The sequence below is a fragment of the Hydrocoleum sp. CS-953 genome (assembly GCF_002260545.1).
GTDB lineage: Bacteria > Cyanobacteriota > Cyanobacteriia > Cyanobacteriales > Microcoleaceae > Trichodesmium.
The window spans coordinates 1-2,745 of sequence record NZ_LGSU01000324.1 but is presented as its reverse complement, the minus strand read 5'-3'; the positions used below and the strand labels follow the sequence as shown (position 1 = coordinate 2,745).

Genomic DNA, 2,745 nt, shown 5'->3' with positions numbered 1-2,745 from the left:
CCTGAAGGTATTAATGCAAAAGCTAGTGTACTAAATAGTTGGTTACACATACTCCTAGAATCTGATGAATTGCCAGATAGAAGTTCTACTATAGGTATAGTTCGGAATCAATTAATAAAAAAAGGTAATTAATCATGGTTCAGTATAGATTTATTCAGCTTGCCAAAAAAGGAAATTCTAAAGCGATAGCTACCCTATTAAATAGTAAATTACATCCTGAAGGTATTAATGCAAAAGCTAGTGTACTAAATAGTTGGTTACACATACTCCTAGAATCTGATGAATTGCCAGATAGAAGTTCTACTATAGGTATAGTTCGGAATCAATTAATAGAATTAGCACCAGAGTCAATTAAAAGAGTAAAATTATTGTTCAAAAGATACATTGATGATTATGCTACTTGGGGTCAAGAATTTGATTTAGAATTAACTTCCTTATCTGATTTAAACTTGACCAGTTTTTCTGATAATCAACAAAATGGATTTTATTCAAAGTCAAAAATTAATAGTATCAAAAATCAAGGTTTGAATAATCTCAGAATGAGTCAGATGACTTTAGCGATAGTAGTGATAATATTGTTTATGGCTTTAGTTGTTTTTATTGGCAAAATGTTGGTCAAGCAATCATCACAAACTCCCAATACTGGTACAACTTATCCTCAAGTATTACCAACAGAAGAAAACCTAATTTAACTTAAACATGACTAACACAAATCTCCTTATTTCTCCTAAGTGGTTGGCAAACCATCTTAATGACCCAAACCTAATTATTATTGACTGCCGTTTTTCCTTAGCAGACCCAGAATTAGGCAACAAACAATATCAAGAAAGTCATATCCCTGGTGCATTCTATTTAGACCTCAACCAAGACCTTTCTAAACCTGTAGAAAAACATGGTGGACGTCATCCATTACCTGACCTTAATAAACTAGCTGAAAAATTAGCAACTATAGGTGTTAAATACCAAGAAACTCTAATTGTAGCTTATGATGATTCTCGCTTTGCTTTTGCCTCCCGTTTATGGTGGTTATTAACATATATGGGCCATGAAAAAGTTGCTCTATTGGATGGTGGTTTTTCTGGATGGCAAAAAGAATATCCAGTTACAAATGAAATTTCCACTCAAAAGTTAGGTTTTTTTGAACCTCAAATTCAATCAAAAATGGTGGTAGATATAGAAACAGTTAAAGCTAGAAAAGATTTACCAGAAGTAGTCTTAGTTGACTCGCGAGATAGCGATCGCTACTTAGGAAAGCATGAACCTATTGACCCTATTGCTGGTCATATTCCAGGGGCAGTTAATTATCCTTGGAAACAAGTTACTGATGAAAATAGTAATGCTAAAGTTTCGGAACAAGTTTCTCGTTGGGAACAGGTCAAAAATTCTGAGGAAGTTATTGTTTATTGTGGTTCTGGTGTGACTGCTTGTGTAAATTTATGGTCGTTAAAAATGGCGGGTATTAATACTGGAAAACTTTATGCAGGCAGTTGGAGTGATTGGTGTTCTTATTTAGTAGATAATAAGTAATGAATCAAAAGTAAGTAGTCATTTCAGTTATCAGTTATCAGTTATCAGTTATCAGTACCTCCTGTTGAATCACGAGGCAAGAAAATCTGGAATATTCTTTTTTTATACCCTTAAAACAGGAGGCTTGAGACCCAAATTTTTCGGTCAGCAATAATAAGCAAAAAGTAGAAATAAAAAAGTCAAATAAAACAGGAACTTATTGACTTGATGCCTGTTTATATTTTAGCGACGGTTAGTTATACCATTTATTTATGAAGTTGCACTTATATATAAAGATGAGAATAGTCAGTGTAATAAGGTCTGAGGAATAATTATTAAGTGCATTGTTACAGAGAAATGCTATTACCCTAATAAAGAGTTAATGATGAAAATAGTCAGGGAAATTTTGTTCCCTGAAATTTCTTTTTGGCAAGTTGAGGAAGTGATTGTTTATTGTGGTTTTGCTCTGACTCCTAATGTCAAATTCTGGTGATGGAAAATCTCAGATATTCACAGGGGAAAATTTGATGGAGATCGTGGCAATGATTGGTTTTCTTATTTCCTAGATAATTAGTTAACTAAAAAGCAGGAACTCAGAAGGAATTATATGATTTTGATTTGAATACTGATGAAAATAGTCAGGGAAATTTTAGGGAACAAATTTATTTTTGGCAAGTTGAGGAAGTGATTATTTATTCTGGTTTTGCTCTGACTCCTTATCTCAAATTCTGGTGATGGAAAATCTCAGATATTCACAGGGGAAAATTTGATGGAGGTCGTGGCAATGATTGGTTTTCTTATTTCCTAGATAATTAGTCAACTACAAAGTCGGAACTTAGAAAAAATTATATGATTTTGATTTGAATACTGATGAAAATGGTTAGGGAAATTTTAGGGAACAAATTTATTTTTGGCAAGTTGAGGAAGTGATTATTTATTCTGGTTTTCCTCTGACTCCTTATCTCAAATTATAGTGATGGAAAATCTCAGATATTCGGAGGGGAAAATTTGATGGAGGTCGTGGCAATTATTGGTTTTCTTATTTCCTAGATAATTAGTCAACTACAAAGGAGTAATTTATAAGGAAAGGAATAAGAGATTGTTTGGTTGAATACTTATAAATATTAGGGAGTAACTAAGTTCCTATGCAAAATTAATTACCGAAAAATTAAGGTATAAAGCCTCTCCATTCATGGATAAAAAAGAAAAAAAAATCCTTTTAGTCAATCCTTCTATTAC

General features: G+C 32.6%; 2 protein-coding genes. Both read left to right on the top strand.

The annotated features are described in order from the left end of the window. The first annotated feature begins 134 nt into the window (after positions 1-134). Positions 135-692, top strand: a complete 558-nt coding sequence (locus AFK68_RS03000; RefSeq protein ID WP_094671514.1) for a hypothetical protein — start codon at positions 135-137, stop codon at positions 690-692. Between the two features lie 7 nt (positions 693-699). Further along, positions 700-1,527, top strand: a complete 828-nt coding sequence (locus tag AFK68_RS02995; protein ID WP_094671512.1) for a sulfurtransferase — start codon at positions 700-702, stop codon at positions 1,525-1,527. The last annotated feature ends 1,218 nt before the right edge of the window (positions 1,528-2,745 follow it).

Excerpts from the sequence above, each read along its gene's own strand:
- AFK68_RS02995 (WP_094671512.1), top strand. The coding sequence starts at position 700 with ATGACTAACACAAATCTCCTTATTTCTCCTAAGTGGTTGGCAAACCAT.
- AFK68_RS03000 (WP_094671514.1), top strand. The coding sequence starts at position 135 with ATGGTTCAGTATAGATTTATTCAGCTTGCCAAAAAAGGAAATTCTAAA.